The sequence below is a fragment of the Metapseudomonas resinovorans genome (genome assembly GCF_002003485.1).
Lineage (GTDB): Bacteria > Pseudomonadota > Gammaproteobacteria > Pseudomonadales > Pseudomonadaceae > Metapseudomonas > Metapseudomonas resinovorans_D.
The window spans coordinates 1-18,247 of the sequence record NZ_BDMA01000038.1 but is presented as its reverse complement, the minus strand read 5'-3'; the positions used below and the strand labels follow the sequence as shown (position 1 = coordinate 18,247).

15 protein-coding genes are annotated in these 18,247 nt (G+C 64.6%); 3 read left to right on the top strand and 12 right to left on the bottom strand.

Translation table 11 applies throughout. The annotated features are described in order from the left end of the window. Window positions 1–305: 305 nt before the first annotated feature. Window positions 306–1,310 carry a GlxA family transcriptional regulator gene (locus MnOB_RS11505; RefSeq protein ID WP_234358237.1) on the bottom strand — a complete coding sequence of 335 codons (1,005 nt, stop codon included), beginning with the start codon at window positions 1,308–1,310 and terminating at the stop codon, window positions 306–308. Window positions 1,311–1,365: 55 nt separating this feature from the next. Here MnOB_RS11505 and MnOB_RS11500 point away from each other — a divergent pair, with 55 nt between their 5' ends. Beyond that, window positions 1,366–2,142, top strand: coding sequence for an MBL fold metallo-hydrolase (locus MnOB_RS11500; RefSeq protein WP_077524395.1), 777 nt, complete (start codon window positions 1,366–1,368; stop codon window positions 2,140–2,142). A 457-nt stretch (window positions 2,143–2,599) separates the two neighbouring features. On the opposite strand, the gene lpdA is transcribed toward MnOB_RS11500, so the two are convergent. Together lpdA and MnOB_RS11490 are read right to left on the bottom strand one after the other, a co-directional pair. Continuing rightward, complete coding sequence (gene lpdA, locus MnOB_RS11495) at window positions 2,600–4,000, bottom strand: dihydrolipoyl dehydrogenase (protein ID WP_077524359.1); 1,401 nt, start codon at window positions 3,998–4,000, stop codon at window positions 2,600–2,602. A 148-nt stretch (window positions 4,001–4,148) separates the two neighbouring features. Then, a complete protein-coding gene (locus tag MnOB_RS11490; protein WP_077524358.1) occupies window positions 4,149–5,030 on the bottom strand; it encodes a pseudouridine synthase in 882 nt (293 codons plus the stop codon). Between the two features lie 171 nt (window positions 5,031–5,201). On the opposite strand from MnOB_RS11490, the gene MnOB_RS11485 reads away from it, so the two are divergent. After that, a complete protein-coding gene (locus MnOB_RS11485; protein WP_077524357.1) occupies window positions 5,202–5,543 on the top strand; it encodes an I78 family peptidase inhibitor in 342 nt (113 codons plus the stop codon). Here the strand turns inward: MnOB_RS11485 and MnOB_RS11480 are convergent. From MnOB_RS11480 to MnOB_RS11445, 8 genes are all read right to left on the bottom strand, one after another. Then, window positions 5,540–6,385, bottom strand: coding sequence for an EamA family transporter (locus MnOB_RS11480; RefSeq protein ID WP_077524356.1), 846 nt, complete (start codon window positions 6,383–6,385; stop codon window positions 5,540–5,542). The two genes, MnOB_RS11485 and MnOB_RS11480, sit on opposite strands and share 4 nt — an antisense overlap. Before the next feature lie 173 nt (window positions 6,386–6,558). Beyond that, complete coding sequence (gene ald / locus MnOB_RS11475; RefSeq protein ID WP_077524355.1) at window positions 6,559–7,680, bottom strand: alanine dehydrogenase; 1,122 nt, start codon at window positions 7,678–7,680, stop codon at window positions 6,559–6,561. Window positions 7,681–7,814: 134 nt separating this feature from the next. Then, window positions 7,815–8,585, bottom strand: a complete 771-nt coding sequence (locus MnOB_RS11470; RefSeq protein WP_077524354.1) for a slipin family protein — start codon at window positions 8,583–8,585, stop codon at window positions 7,815–7,817. Window positions 8,586–8,587: 2 nt separating this feature from the next. Next, window positions 8,588–9,970: an NfeD family protein gene (locus MnOB_RS11465; RefSeq protein WP_077524353.1), complete on the bottom strand. Its 1,383-nt coding sequence runs from the start codon at window positions 9,968–9,970 to the stop codon at window positions 8,588–8,590. Window positions 9,971–10,194: 224 nt separating this feature from the next. Beyond that, window positions 10,195–11,154 carry a homocysteine S-methyltransferase family protein gene (locus MnOB_RS11460; protein ID WP_077524352.1) on the bottom strand — a complete coding sequence of 320 codons (960 nt, stop codon included), beginning with the start codon at window positions 11,152–11,154 and terminating at the stop codon, window positions 10,195–10,197. A 382-nt stretch (window positions 11,155–11,536) separates the two neighbouring features. After that, the gene (locus MnOB_RS11455; RefSeq protein ID WP_077524351.1) at window positions 11,537–12,688 is read right to left on the bottom strand and encodes a catalase family protein; all 1,152 of its coding nucleotides are present in this window, start codon (window positions 12,686–12,688) and stop codon (window positions 11,537–11,539) included. A 51-nt stretch (window positions 12,689–12,739) separates the two neighbouring features. Continuing rightward, window positions 12,740–14,614 carry a di-heme-cytochrome C peroxidase gene (locus MnOB_RS11450; RefSeq protein WP_077524350.1) on the bottom strand — a complete coding sequence of 625 codons (1,875 nt, stop codon included), beginning with the start codon at window positions 14,612–14,614 and terminating at the stop codon, window positions 12,740–12,742. Between the two features lie 84 nt (window positions 14,615–14,698). Next, entirely contained in the window at window positions 14,699–15,802 is a 1,104-nt protein-coding gene (locus MnOB_RS11445) for a GNAT family N-acetyltransferase/peptidase C39 family protein (RefSeq protein ID WP_077524349.1), read from the bottom strand. Between the two features lie 225 nt (window positions 15,803–16,027). On the opposite strand from MnOB_RS11445, the gene MnOB_RS11440 reads away from it, so the two are divergent. After that, the gene (locus tag MnOB_RS11440) at window positions 16,028–17,311 is read left to right on the top strand and encodes a sigma-54-dependent transcriptional regulator (protein WP_107504064.1); all 1,284 of its coding nucleotides are present in this window, start codon (window positions 16,028–16,030) and stop codon (window positions 17,309–17,311) included. Between the two features lie 5 nt (window positions 17,312–17,316). On the opposite strand, the gene MnOB_RS11435 is transcribed toward MnOB_RS11440, so the two are convergent. Continuing rightward, window positions 17,317–17,913, bottom strand: a complete 597-nt coding sequence (locus MnOB_RS11435; RefSeq protein ID WP_077524348.1) for an NADPH-dependent FMN reductase — start codon at window positions 17,911–17,913, stop codon at window positions 17,317–17,319. Window positions 17,914–18,247: the final 334 nt, after the last annotated feature.

Below are 18,247 nucleotides of genomic sequence, written 5' to 3'. Positions count from 1 at the left end.
GCGAAGTCTGGCTGGCAGGATGAAGCCAATCCGGTAGGGTGCGCCGTGCGCACCGGCAGTTTGACGGGGTGGCGATGCGGTTCCTGAAGTCGGTGCGCACAGCGCACCCTACGGTCTGATAATTCATTGGCTATGTCGGTCCAGGAACCTTTAGGAGCTGGCTTGCTAGCGAAAGGGGCCATTCGCTGGCAAGCCAGCTCCTACGGGCAATGCAGCTTCTTGCGACGTCACAGCGACTTCAGGTACTCCGCAATGTCTTCGATATCCGCCTGACTCAAAACCGCTCTAATTAGCCATCTCCCGCGTCAGAAACAGGCAAACCGCTGCCGGTACTCCGCCGGGGTCAGCTCTGTCAGCTCCTTGAACATCCGCCGCAGGTTGGAATCGCTGCTGAAACCCAGCTCGTCGCTGATCGTCTTGAGCGGTGCCGAGGTCAGGGTCAGGCGTTCGCCGACCTGGCTCAGCTTGATTCGGCGCGCATAGGCGGCGACTGCCGTTCCCGTTTCGTCCCTTACCTTGCGCGCCAGCGTGCGTTCGGACATGCCCAGCGCATCCGCCAGTTTCTGGACGCTGATGTGTTCGGCCGGCAACTCCTGCACCAGTTTGTGCATCCGCCGCAGTAATTGACTGGGTTGTTCGATGAGGCTGAGGGAACGGAATGCATCGTGAGTCTGCGCGGGGCGCGGAAGCACCATCAGTCTGTTGAGATCGTGAAAGACCGTTGCGCTGACCTCTCGCTCGATCAACGCCTGGGCGAGAGGCAAGTATCCATTCACGCCGCTCGCGGTGGCATTGCGCTTGTTGAATATGGCGTTCTTCTCGCTCTGCCAGCGGACCTTGGGGTAGCGCTTGAGCAGCGCATCCGCCAGCCACCAGGTGACCGTTGCGTGCTGGCCATCAAGGCGGCCGCAGGCGGCGACCAGGCAGACACCCGTGCAGTAGCTCCATAGGCTGCAACGTTTGCTGAGCGTTGCCAGGGTGGCGAGCAGTTGGGTATTGCCGGCCAGCGTTGCCTCGACCTGTTGCGAGGACTCCGCCCAGAATCCGGGTATCAGGAGCGCATCCAGCTCGCGCTCGGCGATGCCCTGAGCCGAGGTGAGGACGAGGCCATGGGCACACTCGACTGGGCCAGTTCGCTCACTCACGAAGTGCGTTTCAAAAATCCTGCGTCCTGCTCGCCGATTGGCGGCGTGGAGCATGTCGGCGAACGCCAGGAGTCCGGCAGGCATGCAGCCGGGGAAGAGAAGGAGACCGATCTGTAGTGTGCTGGGCATGGCTGGAAATGAATCAATTATGTCGAGTCCTGCCATTATGGCCGTTGTTGTGAATCGTCACCATGAAGCCACACCTGAGGAGGGGTTCATGATGAAGATTCAGCAGATCCGCAACGCAACGATCATTCTCGAATTGGGCGCCTATCGCATCCTGGTCGATCCGATGCTGGCGAACAAAGGTGCGCTTCCCTCGCTGCGGGTTCTCTCGGGGCGGCAGAGAAACCCGACCGTCGAGCTACCGGAATCAGCGTCGCAGGCTCTGGAAACGGTGACCCACTGCCTGATCACGCACTGCCAGAAGGGGCACTTCGACCATCTGGATCGGGCGGGCACGCGCTGGTTGAGGGAGCGGCAGATCCCCGTTATCTGCACACCGAATGACGCGCCCTATCTGGCGAAGCGAGGCTTGAACGTGCAGTCACTGCCGGAGGGGCATGAGCAGCCGACTCCCTTCCTGGGTGGCACGATCCGGACAATCCGCTGCCTGCACGGCAAAGGGCTGGTCGGACGTCTGATGGAGCATGGCGTGGGTTACCTGATCGAGCTTCCCGGCGAGCCCAGCTTGTATCTGGCTGGCGACACGATCCTGACGTCCACGGTGCGCGATTTCGTCCTACAGCATCAGCCGCAGGTCAGCGTTGTGCCCGCCGGTGGGGCGCGATTCGATGTGGGCGACGACATCATCATGGGGCTGGACGATGTGCTCGAATTCATGCGCTTCAGCGAGGGGACCGTTGTCGCGAACCACCTGGAAGCGATCAACCACTGTCCGGTCACCCGGGAGGAGCTGGCGGATGCAGCGGCGGAGATTGGCGTTATGCACCGACTGCTGATTCCCGCCGATGGTGAGGTTCTGGCAGTGGCCTGACAGCGGAGCAGGGGGCCGCCGCCTTGTTGCTGTTCGAGGACGGACAGGGACAACGGGGTCAGCCTCTACCTGCGAGCGTCGGGCTCGCTCTACCCGAGCATGAAGAAAGGCCAGCGCCGCGACGGCGGACTGGAGGCGCGGTACTGGTCGAGGAATGGCTACAACTACGCGCTGGTAAGCCGGGAAGGGGACCCGCGCGGGGACGAGCTGGGCAGGGCATTGGCGTTCTGATGGGCGGGGTCTCTGGGGGGGATGAGGTCACTCCGGTAGGGTGCGCCGTGCGCACCGGCGGTTTGACGGGGTGTCGAAGCGGTTCCTGAAGTCGGTGCGCACAGCGCACCCTACGGTCCGGACCGAGCTAAAGGGCAGGGTTGAGGGCAATCAATCCAAGCTTGGGCTCGACGTCCTGGCGCTGTAGGGGGCGAATTCATTCGCGAATGAATTCGCCCCCACAGGATCAGGCCTGCATTGCCGCGCCGTGCACATCCATCGCCGCCTGGCGTAGGGCTTCGGAGCGGGTCGGGTGCGGGTGGCAGGTGAGGGCGATGTCTTCCGCCGAAGCGGAGAACTCCATGGCCACGCAGTACTCGCCGATCATTTCACTGACGCTCGGGCCCACCATGTGCACGCCCAGCACTTCGTCGGTGCGCTCGTCCGCGAGGACCTTCACGAAGCCTTCGGTTTCATGGTTGATCTTGGCCCGGCTGTTGGCGGTGAAGGGGAACTTGCCGACACGGTAGAGACGTCCTTCGGCCTTCAGCTGTTCTTCACTCTTGCCCACGCTGGCCACTTCCGGACGGGTGTAGATCACGCTGGGAATGAGGTTGTAGTTCACCTCGGCAGCCTGTCCGGCAATGCGCTCGATGCAAACGATGCCTTCGTCTTCGGCCTTGTGCGCGAGCATCACGCCGGAAGTGACGTCACCGATGACCCAGACGCCCGGAGCGCTGGTCTTGTGGCCCTCGTTGGCGAGGACGCCGCGGTTGTCGGTGGCCAGGCCCACGGTCTCCAAGCCAAGTCCCTCGGTGTAGGGACGGCGGCCGATGGCGACCAGCACGTAGTCGGCCTTGAGGGTTTCCGCCAGGCCCCCGGCAGCGGGCTCGATGGCGAGCTCGACGCCTGCCTTGTCCGTCTTGGCGCTGGTGACCTTGGAGCTGAGCTTGAAGGTCATGCCCTGCTTGGTCAGGGAGCGTTGCAGGGTCTTGGCGGTTTCCTCATCCAGGCCGGGGCAGATGCGGCCCAGGTATTCCACCACCGTCACCTGTGCGCCGAGGCGACGCCAGACCGAACCCAGTTCCAGGCCAATCACGCCAGCGCCGATCACCACCAGATGCTTGGGAACCTCCGGCAGTGACAGGGCGCCCGTGGAGTCGAGGATGCGTTTGTTGTCGATGGTCACGCCCGGCAGGGGGCTCGGCACCGAGCCGGTGGCGATGACGATGTCGCGAGCCTCAAGGGTCTGCTGCTGGCCGTCGGACGCGGTCACCACGACCTTGCCCGCGCCGTCGACGCGACCCCAACCCTTGATCCACTCGACCTTGTTCTTGCGAAACAGGAACTCGATGCCCTTGGTCAGGGCGGCCACGCTCTCGGCCTTCTGCTTCATCATCTGCGCGAGGTCCAGCTTGGGTTCGACCTGGATTCCCAAGGTGGCGAACTCCTTGCCGGAGGCCGCTTCATAGAGCTCGGAGGCGTGAAGCAGGGCCTTGGACGGCATGCAGCCGACGTTCAGGCACGTGCCACCCAGGGTTTCCCGGCCCTCGACACAGGCCACCTTCATGCCCAGCTGTCCGGCCTTGATCGCCGCGTTGTAGCCGCCCGGGCCGCCACCTATCACCACCACGTCGTATGCGCTCATGGATTCACCTCGGTCAGGAATTCGTAAGGGGAAAGCAGAAGACTAGTGGACTACGGGCAGCCTTCCAGCCCGGCAATATCCTTCTTGAATTACGGTCGTAATATTATTCCTGGCCAACGCACCGTCAAGCGCTGCCGGAACCGCCGGGTCACCAGTCCAGGCGCAGGCGGCTCTCGAAGCGGCGTGATTCACCACTGATGGGGTCGTCGAAGGCGAGGCTGCGGGCCAGCAACTTGAGCGGGCGCTGATAGTCGTCTGCGCCGCCCTTGTCGGTCAGCTCGGGGTAGAAGCCGTCATTGCAGATCGGCGCGCCGAGCGCGGCCAGATGCACGCGCAGCTGATGCTGCTTGCCGGTGATGGGCGAAAGGTCGTAGCGCCAGAGGTCGCCATTCTTCTCCAGCACGTCGAGGCGTGTGCGGGTGTTCGGCTCGCCTTCCAGTTCCTGCATGCGGAAGAACGGCTCGCCCTTGCCGAGGCGGGTCTCCCGCAGGAGTGGGAACTCCAGGCCGGGCAGGGCCGGTGCGATGGCTTCGTAACGCTTGTGGATTTCGCGGTCGCGGAACAATGCGTGGTAGATGTTGCGGCTGGCCGGGTTCGCAGAGAACAGCACCAGGCCGGCGGTATGGCGGTCGATGCGGTGCAGGGGCACCAGGTGGGGATTGCCCAGGCGCCGCGTCAGGCGCGCCTGCAGGGTTTCCTCGACGTACTCGCCAGCGGGCATGACCGGCAGGAAGTGCGGCTTGTCGGCCACCACCAGGTGCTCATCGACGTGCAGCACCGCTTCCTCGAAGGGAATGGTCTTCTCGTCCTTCACCTCGCGGTAGTAGTGCACCCGCAGGGCCACCTGGTAGGGATGCGCCGGGGCGAGCCGGTTGCCGTTGCCGTCCGTCACCTTGCCGCTGTCCATGCGCTCCACCCAGGTCTTGCGGGCGATGGCGGGAAAGCGCTCGCAGAGGCAGTCCAGCACGGTGCTCCAGTCGCCCTGGGGCAGGTGGAGGACACTGGGACGGATGCTCGGGTTATGGGACATGGAGTGTTTCGGCGCGTTTCAGGGGCCGGGCATTAGGCCGCACATGACTGACCGGAGTCAAAGGCAGAGGATAGAATGCACCCGCCGTGCGCCGGCGGGCAGGAGCCCCGCCGCATTGGACGTTCCATTGCAGGCGCACGACAGGACATTCGTTCAGAAGAGGACCGTTACATGCACTTCAAGTCGATTTCCCTCAGTCTTGCCTTTGCCGGCCTGCTCCTGGCCGGTTGCAGCTCGACTGACAAGCCAGAAACGCCCGCCGCACCGGCCGCCGAGCAAAGCTCCAGCGCCGCAGCGCCGTCGCTCTCCGGCACCTGCGACAGTTCCGCCGTCTCCGCCCTGGTGGGCAAGACCGCCAATATCGCTCTGGTCGAGCAGGCCAAGCGTCAGTCCGGCGCCGAAACCGCCCGTGTGCTGCGTCCCCACCAGCCGATCACCATGGACTACAACTCCCGCCGCCTGAATATCGACGTGGACGAAACCGACGTCGTCAAACAGTTCAGCTGCGGCTAAAGCAGTCGAAGCAACGCCACGCCTGCTGCGATCACTCCGCAGGCCAGCAGGCGGATCGGCGGTAGCGGCTCCTTGAGCAGGACTGCGCCGATCAGCAGGGCGAACAGCACGCTGGTTTCCCGTAATGCGGAAACCAGCGCCACTGGCGCCCGGGTCATGGCCCAGATGGCGATGCTGTAGGCCGCCAGGGACATCGCCCCGCCCGCCAGGCCACCACGCCAATGCGGCCCCAATTGCAGGAAGGTCTGCGGCCCCCGAATGATGGCGACCACCACGACCATCACCAGCGCATTCGCCGCGAACAGCCACATCGAATAGGACAGCGCATCCCCGTTGCGCCGTGCCCCGGTCGCATCCGAGAGGGTGTATCCGGCGATGAACAGGGCCGTCATCAGGGCGCTGCCGAGCAGTGATGCATGGATGGGCTCCTTACCGCGACCGCCGCGCACCGCCATCAACAGGATTCCGCTGACCAGCACCAGCAGCCCGACCAGTTCGCCGGGGGCGAGTCGGTCACCCAGCAGCAACACCGATAGCGCCGCGACCATCAGCGGCGAGCTGCCGCGCGCCAGCGGGTAGGCCTGCCCCAGGTCACCGTGCTGGTAGGCGCGGGCCAGGTAGATGTTGTAGCCGATGTGGAACAGCGCGGAGAGGACGATCCAGGGCCAGGCTTCGGGCCGGGGGAACGCCACGAAGGGCAGCGCGAGAAGCGCGACCAGGCCAGCGGCGATCTGGATCAGGGACGCGGTGAGGAAGCGGTCGAGGCCGATCTTCAGTAATGCGTTCCAACCGGCATGCAGGGCGGCGGCGGTGATGACCAGAACGAAGACGGAGGAATCCACGCGGGCAATCCTTGGGCGCTGTGGGAGAGCGGGATAGTGCCATAGGCTGTGGCACTGAGCGTGGAATGGGGTACCTCCCTTGTAGGAGCGAGCTTGCTCGCGAAAGGTCGTGCTCGGACTTCGCGAGCAAGCGCGCTCCTTGGCGAATGAATTCGCCCCCACAAGTAGGTAGCTCAAAGTTGCTTGAGCATCTCCTCCAGATGCACGTAGTCCAGGTGATGCGCGGCGGCGACGCTGCCGTTGGTGAGCCGCCCCTTGGCCACGTTCAGGCCGTGGCGCAAGTGCAGGTCGTCTTCCAGGGCCTTGCGCGTTCCCTTCTGCGCCAGGGCGACGACGAAGGGCAGGGTGGCGTTGTTCAGGGCGAGGGTGGAGGTGCGCGCCACGGCGCCGGGCATGTTGGCGACGCAGTAGTGCACGACGCCATCCACCACGTAGGTGGGCTCGGCGTGGGTGGTGGCTCGTGAGGTTTCCGCGCAGCCGCCCTGGTCGATGGCCACGTCCACCAGCACGGCGCCGTCCTGCATCCGCGCCACCATTTCGGCGGTGACCAGTTTGGGCGCCGCGGCGCCGGGAATGAGCACGCCACCAATCACCAGGTCCGCCGCCAGCACTTGCTCGCGCACGGCACTGTGGGTGGAGTAGAGGGTGGTGATGCGATTGCCGTAGAGGGAATCCAGTCGGCGCAGGGCATCCACGCTCTTGTCCAGCACGGTGACATTGGCCCCGAGACCCACTGCCATGACCAGCGCGTGAGTACCGACGACGCCGCCTCCCAGCACCACCACCTTGGCCGGTGCCACACCCGGTACGCCCCCGAGCAGCACGCCTCGGCCACCCTTGGCTTTTTCCAGGCAGCTGGCGCCGGCCTGAATGGACATGCGCCCGGCCACTTCCGACATGGGTGCGAGCAATGGCAGGCGGCCGTGGCTGTCGGTGACGGTTTCGTAGGCGATGCAGGTGGCGCCGGAGGCGATCAGTTCGTCCGTCTGCGGACGGTCCGGGGCCAGGTGCAGGTAGGTGAAGAGGGTCTGCTCGGGACGCAGACGGGCGCGCTCCTGGGTGAGCGGCTCCTTGACCTTGACGATCAGTTGGGCCTGCTCGAAGACCTCGCCGGCACCGCTGGCCACCTTGGCGCCGGCGGCCTGGTAGTCCTCGTCGGAAAAGCCGATGGCGGCTCCCGCCCTGGTCTCGACCCAGACTTCATGCCCGAGGCGGGTCAATTCGGCCACAGATTGCGGGGTCAGGCCGACCCGGTACTCGTGGTTCTTGATCTCCTTCGGCACTCCGATACGCATGGCGACCTCCAGGGTTCTTGTTGTCCTTTTGAACAAGTGTAGAAACCCGGTCACCGTGGCCCCGCCGAATACGGGTGCCTTTTCAGGGAATCTCCCTGAAAAGCGCGGCGAAAACAGGGCGAGAGGTCGACATCTCAGTCCTTGTTGTTCTTGCGCTTGCCGTCGTCGCTCATGCCGCCGAGCAAATCCACTGGCAACGGAAAGACGATGGTTGTGGTCTTGTCATTGGCGATGGAGCCCAGGGTCTGCATGTAGCGCAACTGCATGGCGCCTGCCTGGCGGCTGAGCATCTCGGCGGCCTGCATCAGTTTTTCCGAGGCCTGGAGTTCGCCTTCCGCATGGATCACCTTGGCCCGCCGCTCACGCTCGGCTTCGGCCTGGCGCGCAATGGCGCGGACCATCGATTCGTTGATGTCGACATGCTTGATCTCGACATTGGAGACCTTGATGCCCCAGGCATCGGTCTGGGCATCCAGGGCCTGCTGGATATCGACGTTCAGGCGTTCGCGCTCGGCCAGCATCTCGTCCAGTTCATGCTTGCCGAGTACGGCGCGCAAGGTAGTCTGCGCCAACTGGCTGGTGGCCATGAGGAAGTTTTCCACCTGGATGATGGCGCGCTCCGGATCGAGCACGCGGAAATAGACCACCGCATTCACCTTCACCGAAACGTTGTCGCGGGAGATGACGTCCTGGGGCGGCACGTCGAGCACCACGGTGCGCAGGTCGACCCGCACCATCTGCTGGATGGCCGGGATGATCAGCACCAGCCCCGGGCCCTTGACCTTCCAGAAGCGGCCGAGCTGGAACACCACGCCGCGCTCGTACTCGCGCAGCACGCGGATGGCCGAAACCGCCAGCACGATCAGCAGGAACAGGAGGGTGGCAAAACTCAGCGGAAAGGCCATGGTCAGTCTCCTTTGGGCGGACGCTCATCCGCCGTCACGTCCAGCAACAGTCCTTTGCGTGCCAGTACGCGCACGCGCTGGCCGCTCCTCAAGGGGGCATCGCTGCGTACCTGCCAGCGCTCGCCCTGCAACTGCACCCAGCCGATGTGCGGGTCGCCCACCCCGAGATCGAGGAGCGTGGCCTGGCTGCCCACCAGGCCGGCATCGCCGCTGACCAGCGCACGTCGTCTAGACCGAACGGCCATGGCGATGATGGCGAAGATCACCAGCGCGCTGGACAGGGCGACGGTGATGATCAGCGACAGCGGGATGCCGTAGCCCGGAACCTCGGTGTCGATCAGGATCACCGCACCAACGACGAAGGCGGCGATGCCGCCAAAGCCGATGATGCCGAAGCTGGGCATGAAGGCTTCCGCCGCCATGAACAGGATGCCCAGCAGAATCAGCGCGATGCCGGCGAAGTTCACCGGCAACAGCTGCAGCGCGTAGAGCGCGAGGATCAGGCAGATGCCGCCGATCACGCCGCCGACGCCGCTCCCGGGGTTGGAGAATTCGAAGATCAGGCCGTACACGCCGATCATCATCAGGATCAGCGCCACGCTGGGGTTGGTGATGACCGCGAGGATCTGCGCGCGCCAATCCGGCTCGTGTTGCACCAGCCGCGCACCATTGGTGGCGAGGGCGATTTTCTGCCCGGCGACTTCCAGGGTCTTGCCGTCCAGCTTGGCGAGCAGGTCCGGCACATCGCGGGCCAACAGGTCCACCACTTTCAGGCGCTGGGCATCGGCCGCGGTGAGGCTGACGGACTCGCGCACGGCGCGTTCGGCCCAGTCGGCATTACGTCCGCGCAACTGCGCCAGGCCGCGAATGTAGGCCGCCGCATCATTGACCTGTTTGCGGGCGAGGGTTTCCTCGTTACCTGCGGGTGCGGCCTTGTCGTCCTTTGTCTTCTCGTCCTTGCCGCCGGCTGGCTTGTCGCCTTCCGGTTGACCGGGCATGCCGCCGATCTGCACGGGTGTGGCGGCGCCCAGATTGGTGCCCGGCGCCATGGCGGCGATGTGACTGGCGTAGAGGATATAGGTGCCGGCACTGGCGGCACGGGCACCACTGGGGGCGACGAAGCTGGCCACCGGCACGGGGCTGGCGAGGATCGCCTTGATGATGCTGCGCATGGAGGTGTCGAGGCCGCCAGGGGTGTCGATCTGGATTACCACCAGCTGCGCCTTGTCCTTTTCGGCACGTTCGATGCCTCGGGTCAGATAATCGGCTGTAGCCGGGCCGATGGGACCGTCGACGGTGAGCACGCTGATGCTTCCGGCGGCCAGCAGCGTGCCGGGAGCGATCAGGGCCAGGCACAGGAGCCTGCGGAGCAACCAGCGAATCATGGCGACCTCGGCATGCGTGTTCACCTACAGCATAGTTGAGGCCTTTTGTCGGGTATTTGGGGTGGCGGGCAAGGTGCAACGGGATGTGTGGGGTGACTGGGACCTTGTAGGGGCGAATTCATTCGCCAAGGGCAGCGAAGCTGCCCCAAGGCTACGGAGGTGGGCAGGACTTCGTCCTGCTTGGCGAATGAATTCGCCCCTACAGAACTGCGACAGGTTCGCTTCTACAACGCTGCGCGGAACAGCGGCTTGCACGCCTTGGCCATCTGCTCGATATGGCGGTGGTCGGTGCCGCAGCAGCCGCCCATGACGTTGATCTGCGGCAGGCGCTGGCGCAGCCGGGCGTACTGTGCACCCAGTTCTTCCGGGTCGCCGCTGTCCAGGGCAATGGCCTCGTTCAGTTCGGCGTGGCTCTTGCGCGAGGCATTGGCGCGAAGCCCGCGTATGCGTTGCACCCAGCGGCTGCCCGGAACGAGCACTTCTGCGAAATGGTCCGGGTGGGCGCAATTGATCATGTAGTAGGCCGGGTAGGAGGCCGTGGCCTTGTCCACTTGCTCAAGGGCTTCCTTCAGGTCCTGGCCGGTAGGAAGCCTGCCATCGGTTTCCACCGTGAAGGCAATGGCCACGGGCATCTGTGCCGCGCGTGCTGCCAGGACGACCCCCAGGGCTTCCTCCACGTAGTTCATGGTCATCGCGGTGATCATGTCGGCAGCGGTTTCGGCGAACACGCCGATCTGCTCGCTGTGATACTCCTGCGCCTCGTATTCATCCATGGCCTCATCGGCGATGTAGCCGTCGCCCCGAGGACCGACGCAGCCGCTGATCACCACCGGGGTACGACCGCTTTCCACTTCGCCGCGCAGCGCTTCCAGCAGGGCGATGGCCTGGCGATTGGCCTCGGCCAGCCCTTGCGGCGTGAAACCAAGGTGGCTGGCCCAGTCGGGATTGGCGCGCCAGGTCGGGCTCTCCAGGATCAAGCCGGTGCCGTAGTGACTGGCGATGGCGCAGTAGGCGCGGAAGTACTTGCGCAGCGCTTCCTGCCCATCGGGGTAGTTGAGCAGCACGAAGGCGGCGAAGTCGGGGAGGGCAAGCCCCTCATGGAAGACCAGGGTGGTCTCGATGCCCCCATCGGTCAGGAATAGTTCGCCCTCCAGTTGCGGCAGGGCTTCGCGATATTGCGCCATGGTCTGGGCTCCGTGACCTGTAAAGGATCGCTGTCCGGAGCTGGCTTCTTGGCGAAGACGGGGCGGGCAGCCGGGCTGGCCTCGGGCTGGTTCCGCGCTTGATGGGTTGGCCCGTAGGCAATGCACCGGGCGGGCTCTTGGCGCCCGGCGGGTAAGAAAAAGGCTAGCACTGGCGCGAGGCGCGGCCCGGCTGGGCTGATGGGTGGGGCCGGAGACCCCAACTCACGCGCATCGCTCGGTTTGCCCCCTCACCCTTTGGGAGAGGGTTGGGGTGAGGGAAGTCTCGAGTGGCAGGGAGTCGCCAGGGCAGACCTGCGGCCTGCTTGGCGAATGAATTCGCCCCTACAAAAACCAATCCCCTATCAGGAGGGGAAGGCTCGCCTTAAGGCGTGGTCGCGTCGCTCGCTCCGTTACGCTCATGGCGATACGCACTCACCGCTTCGTACACCGCCTTGCGCAGACGGTTGATGCCGCCGATAGGGCGATGCTCGGGCAGGCCGTGCCAGGGGTTGAAGGACAGGTTGTCGCAAGCGACGTTCTGCTCGCGGCTGTCGAAATCCTGCGCCGGAACCTTGATGGTGGCGACGGTCACGAAGGGCGAGATGGACTCGTCCCACTCGACGCTGGTGTCTTCGATCGGCATGTAGTGCTGGGCATTCTGTTTCTGCACCTGGAAGGCGAAGCAGGCCGGTACGCGGTCCAGCGACAGCTGCTGGTACAGGGCATTGCGCAGGAAGTTGGGGAGTGCGGTGTTTTGTTCGGGCAGCGCGTAGGGCGGGCAGCTCTGCGGGTCGGGGATGACGCGGTACTTGATGTTCGCCTCGCCCAGCTTGTACGGCGAGATGGAACTGTAGGTTGCGTCGACTGGGCTGTCCGGTGCTGGAGCCAGGGTTTTCAGGGCGATGACCAGGTGGCGGATTTCCCACGTGCGCGGATCCCAGCTGGGGAAGAACGCGCCAACTTTCTGGCCGTTGGCCTGGGCGTTGAAGTTGTGCCGGTACTCGGCCACGTCACGCACGAAGAACACCGGATGGTTGAACATCACGAAGTCCTGCTCGTTGCTGTGCGTCGGGCTTTTCATCAGCTTCTCGCCGGGCACGTCGAGCAGTTTGATGGCCATGCCGCGAGCGTCGCGGGCGCTGTCGAACTGCGGGAAGGCATTGCCGTTGGAGAGGCGAATCATGGCTTCCCAGGTCTTGCCGGGTTCGGCGAAGACGCCGGCGCGCAGTCCTTGATCCAGGTCGGCAACTACGCTGACCTGCGCCTTCACGCAGCCATGGGCCTTGGCGTGGGCATCGCGTAGTACGCGGGTGTTGTCGCGGTGTTGTTCGACGATGCGGACGGCGTCGTCGATGATGGCGCGGGTCTGCGCCACCTCATCGGCAGGGATGACTTCCTCGGTCGGTACGGGGCCGGAGAATTTCCACCCGTAATAGGCCTCGCCCACCAGCCAGCCGATCAGGCCGACCACCAGTACGAAGAGCGTGAGCTTGCCGAGGAATCGGCCGAGCCAGAGCCAGAAGCGCTTGAGCATGGGAGCTGGAGTCCTTGTTCTTGGGGGCCGTGTCCTTGGGTGTGCCAGGGCTCAGCCCTGGCAGTCTGGGCCGGGGTTCCAGGGTTTGGCCTGGACGGGAGTGAGCTGGCTTTCCTGTGCAGGGTTGCCCAGCACCTTGAGGTACTCGATCAGTGCCAGTCGTTCGTCTGGCGACAGGGCGCGGCCGATTACGCCGCCCTTGCGGCAGCCGTCGCGGAACTCGTGACCGTGGTTTCCATTGCCCTTGATCGAGGTGTCCAGCAGGAAGCTGCCGGGGAAGGCGTGGGTCTGGAAACCGACGAACTTCGGGTCGTACTCGAAGCTGCCGACGTGGAACTGGGCGGCGCGTTCGGTGATGGGCGAGAGCAACTGGAACAGGGTCGGTACCGAGCCGTTGTGAAGGAACGGCGGTGTCGCCCAGATGCCATCCAGGGGACGTGCCTTGTAGCCGCGCTTCTCCTGCACGCCAATGGGCAGGCCGAAGCCGTCCATGTTCGCCCGCTCTTCGCCGGAGATGCCGGCCTGCTTGTACGCCTGCTCCTCGACGAAGGAGGTGATATAGGCCAGGCCCTTGGCGCTTGAGACCTTGCTGAAGTCCACCTGCTCCAGGCTCGCACCGAACAGCTTCACGTCGAGCTTGGCCAGTTGTTCGCGGGTCCAGCCCAGCTTGCTGATGTCGAAACGGTGATCGGCGATGTTGTCCGCCGTGGTGGAGTCGGTGCCGACGATTTCGACCGGCACGATGCGCATGTGCCATTCCGGGTCGCGGCCAGGCGCCATGCGTTGTTCCGGCGGCACCACGTTGGGCGCGTGGCAGTAGGCGCAGTTCTCAACGAACAGGGCGCGGCCCTGGCTGGCGCGGGCCAGGTCCACCTTGCCGAAGACAGCTTCCGGCCAGGTGGGCGGGGCGAGCTTCTTCAGGGTTTCTTCGAGGGTATGGAGGTCACGCACGCGCACGCTGGAGGCATAGCGGTCGGCTTCCGGCACCTGGGCGCCGTCCGCCTGGAACAGGTGCAGGGTGGCGCCCACGCCGAGCGCTTCGCCGATGTTGCGGGCCATGGGTTGCATGGCCGAGCCGTTCCACTGTACCCAGTCGAACTTCCAGATATCCCAGAGGTGCGGGTAGCTCACCGGGGCATCGGCGGTGCGGTAGTTGTCGGGGCTGATGGCGTCGCCGTAAACGCTGTTGGCGATGCGGCCGAAGGCATCGGTACGGCCGAAACCTTCCTGGGTGGGGTAGAGCCCGCGATGGGTATCGTTCCAGGCGGTGCCGAGCAGGCGGTCGAGGACCTGCTTGAACTCGCTGCGCAGCTCCTTCTTGCCCTCCGGGTAGCCCTCGCCCAGCACCTCTTCGGCGAAGCGGCTGAATTTCAGCGGGTTGTAGTAGGTGAACGCCATGCTCATGCCAAGCGCTTGGCCGAAGCTGCCGCCGCGCAGGGTCGGGACGGTGGACGCCAGCGAATGCAATGCCGCGCCGCCGTCGATGCGCACGGCCTGACCCTTGTAGCGCAGCTCGCCGGTATGGCAGGCCGCGCAACTGATATCCAGGTACTGAGCGCCGGTTTTCTCGTCTTCGTGGCGTGCCATGCCCACCGGCAGGTTGCCGGGGTTCAGGGGGGTGGCCTTCTGTTGCGGATCGACCAGGAAACCGAAGCGCGCGAGGTATTCAGGGCGGGCGAACTTGTCCTTGGAGAAGGGCAGCTCCAGGGCGGTGAACCATTCGTAGCGCAAACCTTTAACCGTGGTGCCCTGGGGCGTGTAGTAGTAGGTCTGGCGCTCCTGGTCGCTCCACTGCTCCTGATAATGCAGTTGGCTGGGTGCCTGGTAGGTCGGAAGGTTGGGGTTGGCGATGTAATAAAGGACAACCGCCAGGCCGGCGAGCAGGAGAAAAAGCACCAGCCATAGGACACGGCGTAGGACGCGCATCAGATACTTCCCTGTAACTTGACGAAATTTTCCTACCTTATGCCAATCGATAGGGGTGTTGGCAAGGTGCTACTACGCAAAGTGCTAAGTCACGCGTGGATAGAGCACCACCGCCGCGCGGCGCTTGCCCTGGCCGAACCGGCTGATGCGTTCGAACTCGTGGTGGGTCACCGGCACATGCTGGCAATCCTGAGGGCGCCGCTGAAGGCTGCGCTCGGCGTTGGGGTCGTGCAGGTAGATGAAGTTGCGGTCGCAATCGGTAACCAGGACCCAGTGCGGCGCCCGACTGCGGCTGCGGCGATGGCCATCCACCAATACCAGGGGCTGACCTCCGGCCTCCAGCAGCGGCCTCAGGTCCAGCTCCTCACCCACATGCTGCTCGATATCGGTGTCCTGCAGGGCGCTGCAGAAGTCTTCATGGGCCTGGCGAATCACCTCGCGCTTCCCGGCATTACGCTCTTCGTCGAGAAACAGCGGGCCACGGTCGCTCAGTTCCAGCCTGACCCGGTAGCCGCGTCGCCACGCTGCCAGCGCCAGGCCGTGCGGGCTGCACCCGCCGTGGCCACCCTGCATGTGCACGCTGCTGGCTTCGCGCCACAGGCGCAATTCATCCTGATGGTTGCCGGCCGAATCCCCGTCCAGTGCGCCCATGGCCATCAACAGGCAGGCCGGGCCGCAGGTGAACTCGGTGGTCTGGTGGTAGTAGGGCACCGGCCGATGCAGCGCCTGCGGGTGCTGGACGACACGCTTCTCCATGCGCAGCGCTTCGCGATGGTCAGGGAAGAAATCGGTCAACAGCCCGAGGTTGCTGTAGCCGTTGCGCTCGAACAGGCTCACTGCCTGTCGATCATCCGGGTAGACCTCCAGCCGCAGGTAGGCGCAGTCATGCTCGCGGGCACTGGTTTCGGCGGCGACCAGCAGGCGCTGGCCGATGCCGTTGCCGCGGGCGCGTGGGTCGGTGGCGATGGAATGCAGCCGGGCCTGGCTGCTGCCCCGGCGGAACAGTACAAGGGCATAGCCGAGGAGTGCCTGCCCATCGCCCTCGGCCACCGTCAGGCTGGCGTTGGCTTCCAGGATCATCCAGCGAAATTGCTGTCGGCTGAGGCGGGGCACCTCGAAGCAGCGGCTCTCCAGTTCCACCAGTGTCGACAAGTCGTCGAGCCTGGCCTCACGCAGAAGCAGGTTCATGGCAGGGCCTGCAAGGCAGGGAAGGAATCGCCCGAGTATTGGCCTTGATTGACACGCTGTCGAGACGCTTGATGGGGGGCTTATTCCCCTGTGAGCGCGGAGGGAAATTGCGCTTATAGAGAAACGTTCCATAGGGCGTCAATGTTCTTGCTAGCGTTACAAATAGCGCCAACAAGCTATTGTTTTTATTAATAAAACAATTTTTTGGCGTCAAGGAAGGTAATCTTGGAAGCGCTCTCCTCTGCACCGAGACGTCTATTGCTGGTCGACCCGTGCGATCACTGCCGGCGAATGCTGCCTCACCTGGAAGACGCCGGCTGGTCAGTGTCCAGCCAGAACCTCGACCAGGCCCTGGCGGCCAGCTACGACATTGGGCTGCTGCGCTTGCGTAGCGACCACCTGACACGCCCGGAAGGGGTGAAGCACCTGATCAGCCGCAGCGGCACCGAATGGATTGCCCTGGTCGATCCGTTGAGCGAACCCGTGCCAGGCCTGGATGAGTTCATCGGCGAGTGGTTCTTCGATGCCCTGGCGTTGCCAGTGGACATGCCGCGTCTGCAGGGCCTGCTGGGGCGGGCGTTTGGCATCGCCCGCCTGCGGGGCATCGGCAACCGCCGTGGTGATCAGCACGAACTGCTGGGCCAGAGCCGGCCGCTGCGGGACCTGCGCAAGCAACTGGCGCGCCTGGGGCCGAGCGAAAAGCCAGTGTTGATCCTGGGTGAAAGCGGCAGCGGCAAGGAGTTGGTGGCGCGCACGCTGCACCGGATGTCGCGACGGGTGGCCGGGCCTTTCGTCAGTTTCAACTGCGGCGTGCTGCCCGAACCGGAAACCGCGAGCCTGCTGTTCGGCCATCAGGGCAAGGTGGCATCGGCCAATGGCGGCACGCTGTTCCTCGACGCCATCCACGAGCTTCCCTCGAGCCAGCAGGAGCGCTTGCTGACCTGCCTGCGCTCGCGGACTTTGCGTCATGCCGACGGGGAAGTGCTGGCGCTGGATATCCGCGTCCTGGCTTCTACGCGAGAGGAGTTGGGCGAACTGGTGGAGCAGGGGCATTTCCACCCGGGCCTGCGCCAGTGGCTGGACCAGAACCGCCTGATGATTACCCCGCTGCGCAAGCGCCAGGGTGACATTGCCTTGTTGGCGAGCTACTTCGCCGACCTCTACAGCCTGGAGGCGGGCCGTCGGCCCAGCCATTTCAGCGAAGAAGCCCTGGCGGCGATGGTCCGCCACCGCTGGCCCGGCAATGTGCGCGAACTTGCCAGTCGTGTCCGGCGGGGCTACGCATTGGCGGAAAGCGGCCCCATCGAAGCGGCTGACCTGGGATTGCATAGCGCACCGGTGGATGGTGCGCTGCTGGGAACGCTAGAGGATTACAAGCGCCGGGCGGAGTACCAGGCGCTGTGCGATGCGTTGGCCCACTACAGCAGCAACCTCAGCCATGCGGCCAAGGTGCTGGGCGTGTCGCGGCCGACTTTCTACCGGCTGCTACACAAGCATCAATTGCTGTAGCGCGATCACATGCCGTTGGCGAATGCCGGGATGCTCATGTCGATGGCTTCACGAACCGGTTTCAGGGCCACCGCGTAGCGCGCGAGGATGTCCAGGTCGTAGTCCATGCGGGCACGGATGCGCTGGTCGTCTTCGCTCACCGGCTCGATGTCGTTCAGCACTTTTTCTACGCCACGAACGATCAGGTGCTCCGGCAGGTAGCAGAGGCGGCAGTTCTTGTAGCTCGAGGCACGCAGCTCGCTGATGGGATAGCCGCCGCCAATGCCGGAGGAAACGCCCACCAGCAGGCCCGGCTTGTGGGCCAGCTCGGCCTTGCTGGCGTAGATGAAGAAGTTCTTGATGGCCGGGCAGGCCATGCCATTCCACTCGGGGGCGATCACGACCACTGCATCGGCGTCGCGCAGTTGCTGCTGGTATCCGCTCCAGGGACCGGTGTCTTCGGCCGGCCACAAGGGCAGCGGGCCCGCTCCGAGATCGATGATGTTGCAGGACGTGGGGCTCACCTTGTCGAGGTCGATCAGGCGCTGGCGGATGAAGCGGGCGACCTTGCCCGATTGGCTGTTTGCACGGCTGGAGCCGGCGATCAGGACGATGTTCAGCATCTGGGGGTTCCTTGTTTAGACCGGGAGGCAGGCTAGCCGGGGTACCGAATGGCGGCAAGCGATTGGGCGCCAGTTTGATGTGCGGATGGTGACAGGAAGGAGAAAGGGAGGAGTGCGTCGTGCTTTCGCGAAGGAATTCGCTCCCACAGAAAAGCAGAGCGCCATCTGCGGGCACGGAGTTGCCGGCGCGAGTCACCCCTCGCCCTCTGGGAGAGGGGCCGGGGCGGGCCGCGTTCGGATGAGGGAAGTCAGGTGTGGCGGGGTGTTCGTAAGGCAGACCTGCGGTCTGCTTGGCGAATGAATTCGCCCCTACAGAAGCGGAAGACCAGCCCGC